The organism is Streptomyces sp. NPDC004752 (assembly GCF_053601275.1).
This window is the reverse complement of record NZ_JBSGBN010000260.1, coordinates 1-4,359: the sequence shown is the minus strand read 5'-3', so window position 1 is coordinate 4,359 and position 4,359 is coordinate 1. Positions and strand designations below refer to the sequence as shown.

At 71.3% G+C, this 4,359-nt stretch carries 4 protein-coding genes; all 4 read left to right on the top strand.

Annotated elements, in window-relative coordinates; all coding sequences use genetic code 11:
* The first annotated feature begins 7 nt into the window (after nt 1-7).
* Nucleotides 8-154, top strand: a complete 147-nt coding sequence (locus ACWEKM_RS45905; protein WP_451627263.1) for an adenosylcobinamide-GDP ribazoletransferase — start codon at nt 8-10, stop codon at nt 152-154.
* Between the two features lie 456 nt (nt 155-610).
* Nucleotides 611-2,146, top strand: a complete 1,536-nt coding sequence (locus tag ACWEKM_RS45900) for a leucyl aminopeptidase (RefSeq protein ID WP_451627262.1) — start codon at nt 611-613, stop codon at nt 2,144-2,146.
* Between the two features lie 499 nt (nt 2,147-2,645).
* Nucleotides 2,646-4,034, top strand: coding sequence for a dihydrolipoyl dehydrogenase (gene lpdA / locus ACWEKM_RS45895; protein ID WP_451627261.1), 1,389 nt, complete (start codon nt 2,646-2,648; stop codon nt 4,032-4,034).
* 61 nt (nt 4,035-4,095) lie between these two features.
* On the top strand, nt 4,096-4,359 hold a 264-nt coding region (locus ACWEKM_RS45890), incomplete at its 3' end, for a biotin/lipoyl-containing protein (protein ID WP_451627260.1).

The following is a 4,359-nucleotide window of genomic DNA, read 5'->3' as shown; positions in this document are numbered from 1 at the left end:
CCTCGCGGTGGTCGTCGCCGTCGGCGTCGCCGAACTCCTGCTGCGCCGCTGCGTGCGCCGCTTCGGCGGGGTCACCGGGGACGTGTTCGGGGCGCTCGCGGAGACGGCGGCGACGACGGCCCTTGTGGTGCTGGTGCTGGGCGCTCCGCTGTAGGGGCTGTGATGGGTCGGTGGTCGACCGCGGCGCCGTTGTGGCTGGTCGCGCAGTTCCCCGCGCCCCTTCGGGGGCGCTGCCCGCCGGGCCGTGGCGAACGCGGCGGTGGGCAGTCCGGGTACGGGAAGACGGCCACCCCTTTGTGAAGCCTGTGGGGTCGATCGGTGAGAATTCGGCGAACAGGTGGCGGGAGTGGCCGCCCGATCCCCGGCGCGGGTGGCTGAGGTCACCGAAGCGGCCGGACGGCACCTGGCCACGACGCCACCCAGGGGTGAACGCCCGGGGGGAATGAGCGGGCGCACACACACGCGTAGGCTCGTCCCGGGTGCTCGCCGACAGGGCGAAGGCCCCGGTCGCGACGCACCCTCGGTCCCGTTCTAGGGTCGGTCCCCGGGCCCGGTCGACCCCACCCATTCGGCCACAGCAACTTCACATCGGAAGCGAGATCTCACTACCGTGACTGCTCTGACTCTCAGCACCGCCGCGGCGCCCGGCCTGCGGGCCGACGCGATCGTCGTCGGTGTCGCAAAGGGCGCCAAGGGCCCCGTCGTAGCGCCGGGCGCCGAGACCGTGGACAAGGCGTACGACGACAAGCTGGCCGGCGTCCTGGAGACCCTCGGTGCCACCGGCGCCGAGGGCGAGCTGACGAAGCTGCCCGCGCCGGCTGGCTTCAAGGCGCCGCTCGTGGTGGCGGTGGGCCTCGGCGAGGAGCCCGCGAAGGGCGCCGCCCATGACACCGAAGCGCTGCGCAGGGCCGCCGGTGTCGCCGCCCGCGGGCTGAACGGCACCAAGAAGGCCGCCTTCGCGCTGCCCGTCGCCGACGCCGCCGCCGTCTCCGCGATCGCCGAGGGCGTACTGCTGGGCGCGTACTCCTTCGACACCTACAAGGACAGCGCCGGCAACGGCAAGGCGGGCAACGGCAAGGCGCCGCTCGCCGAGGCCGCGCTGCTCGGCGGCAAGCCCCGCGACAAGGAGCACAAGGCGGCCCTGGAGCGTGCCACCGCCGTCGCCGAGGAGCTGAACCGCGCCCGGGACCTGATCAACACCCCGCCGAACGACCTCACTCCGGAGGCGTTCGCGGCCATCGCCCAGGCCGCGGCCAAGGAACACGGCATCAAGGCGCAGGTGCTCGACGAGAAGGCGCTGGCCAAGGGCGGTTACGGCGGCATCCTCGGCGTCGGCAGCGGCTCGGCCGCGGCACCGCGTCTGGTGAAGCTGTCCTACACCAGCCCCGGGGCGAAGAAGCACCTCGCCCTCGTCGGCAAGGGCATCACCTACGACTCGGGCGGCATCTCCCTCAAGCCGGCCGGTCACAACGAGACGATGAAGTGCGACATGAGCGGCGCCGCCGCGGTGTTCGCCGCGGTCGTCGCCACCGCGCGGCTCGGCCTGAAGGTCAATGTCACCGGCTGGCTGGCGCTCGCCGAGAACATGCCCTCGGGCAGCGCGACCCGTCCGGGTGACGTGCTGCGCATGTACAGCGGCAAGACCGTCGAGGTGCTCAACACGGACGCCGAGGGCCGGCTGGTCCTGGCGGACGCGCTGTGGGCCGCCTCGCAGGAGAAGCCGGACGCGATCGTGGACGTCGCGACCCTGACCGGCGCCATGGTGCTGGCGCTGGGCAGCCGCACCTTCGGGATCATGGCGAACGACGACGCGTTCCGCTCCGCGCTGCACGGGGCGGCGGAGGAGGTCGGCGAGCCGGCCTGGCCGATGCCGCTGCCGGACCATCTGCGCAAAGGCATGGACTCACCGACCGCCGACATCGCGAACATGGGCGAGCGGATGGGCGGCGGGCTGGTCGCCGGGCTGTTCCTGAAGGAGTTCATCGGCGACGGCATCACCTGGGCGCACCTCGACATCGCCGGGCCGGCGTTCAATGAGGGCGGCCCGTTCGGGTACACGCCGAAGGGTGGCACGGGCTCGGCGGTGCGGACGCTGGTGCGGCTCGCGGAGCTGACGGCAGCGCCTCCCGGCTCGGGTTCCGTGTGAGTGCGCCTGCCGACTCGGTGTCTTGAGGGATGCGGGCGACTGCGGGCCGTGCGTGGCTGGTCGCGCAGTTCCCCGCGCCCCTTCGGGGTGGTGCGGGTAGGTGGTCGGCCGCGGGTTCGTCGTGGCTATTCGCGCAGTTCCCCGCACCCCTTCGGGGTGATGCGGGCAGTCCGTCGGCTGCGGCTCCGTCGTGGCTGGTCGCGCAGTTCCCCGCGCCCCTTCGGGGTGGTGCGGGGGGTTCGTCGGCTGCGGGTTCGTCGTGGGTGGTCGTGCGGGCCTGTGGGCACGGCTCTTGGTGGTGGGTGGGATCGTGGGGTGTCTCACACCCCGGCCCCACGTCCCTTCCACCCTCGGCAGGTGCGAAGATGGAGCGCGGCAGGACAGGGCCCCCACCACAGGGCCGAAAAAAGAGCGGCCGGACACCAGCCGACCGACCGGTCAACCCCCCGGATGGGACCAAGGGGCCCGGCGTACGGCGCACATGCATGGAGGACGTGACGTGGCGAACGACGCCAGCACCGTTTTCGACCTAGTGATCCTCGGCGGTGGCAGCGGTGGTTACGCCGCGGCCCTGCGCGGGGCTCAGCTGGGCCTGGACGTCGCCCTGATCGAGAAGGACAAGGTCGGCGGCACCTGCCTGCACCGGGGTTGCATCCCCACCAAGGCCCTGCTGCACGCGGGCGAGATCGCCGACCAGGCCCGCGAGAGCGAGCAGTTCGGCGTCAAGGCCACCTTCGAGGGCATCGACGTACCGGCCGTCCACAAGTACAAGGACGGCGTGATCGGCGGCCTGTACAAGGGCCTCCAGGGCCTGATCGCCTCCCGCAAGGTGACCTACATCGAGGGTGAGGGCCGACTGTCCTCCCCGACCTCCGTCGACGTGAACGGCCGCCGTGTGCAGGGCCGGCACGTCCTGCTCGCGACGGGTTCCGTGCCGAAGTCCCTGCCGGGCCTGGTGATCGACGGCGACCGCATCATCTCCTCCGACCACGCCCTCGTCCTGGACCGCGTGCCGCAGTCCGCGATCATCCTGGGCGGCGGTGTCATCGGCGTCGAGTTCGCCTCGGCGTGGAAGTCGTTCGGCTCGGACGTCACGGTCGTCGAGGGCCTCAAGCACCTCGTCCCGGTCGAGGACGAGAACTCCTCCAAGCTCCTTGAGCGCGCCTTCCGCAAGCGCGGCATCAAGTTCAGCCTCGGCACCTTCTTCCAGAAGGCCGAGTACACCCAGAACGGGGTCAAGGTCACCCTCGCCGACGGCAAGGAGTTCGAGGCCGAGATCCTGCTCGTCGCCGTCGGCCGCGGCCCGGTCTCCCAGGGCCTGGGCTACGAGGAGCAGGGTGTCGCCATGGACCGCGGCTACGTCCTGGTCGACGAGTACATGCGTACCAACGTCCCCACCATCTCCGCCGTCGGCGACCTCGTCCCGACCCTCCAGCTCGCGCACGTCGGTTTCGCCGAGGGCATCCTGGTGGCGGAGCGGCTGGCCGGGCTGAAGGCCGTTCCGATCGACTACGACGGTGTGCCGCGAGTGACGTACTGCCACCCGGAGGTCGCCTCCGTCGGCATCACCGAGGCCAAGGCCAAGGAGATCTACGGCGCGGACAAGGTCGTCGCTCTGAAGTACAACCTGGCGGGCAACGGCAAGAGCAAGATCCTGAACACCGCGGGCGAGATCAAGCTCGTCCAGGTCAAGGACGGTGCCGTGGTCGGCGTCCACATGGTCGGCGACCGCATGGGCGAGCAGGTCGGCGAGGCCCAGCTGATCTACAACTGGGAGGCGCTGCCCGCCGAGGTGGCCCAGCTCATCCACGCCCACCCGACGCAGAACGAGGCGCTCGGCGAGGCCCACTTGGCCCTGGCCGGCAAGCCCCTCCACGCCCACGACTGAGCCTTCGGTCAACGGACGCGACGACACAGACTTCCGCAATTCGTTAGGAGCAACCGAAACCATGGCGGTTTCCGTAACCCTTCCGGCGCTCGGCGAGAGCGTCACCGAGGGCACTGTCACGCGCTGGCTGAAGGCCGAAGGCGAACGCGTCGAGGCCGACGAGCCATTGCTTGAGGTCTCGACCGACAAGGTCGACACCGAGATCCCGGCGCCCGCCGCGGGCGTGCTCGCCTCCATCAAGGTCGCCGAGGACGAGACCGTCGAGGTCGGCGCCGAGCTGGCCGTGATCGACGACGGCACGGGCGCGCCCGCCCCGGCGCCGGCC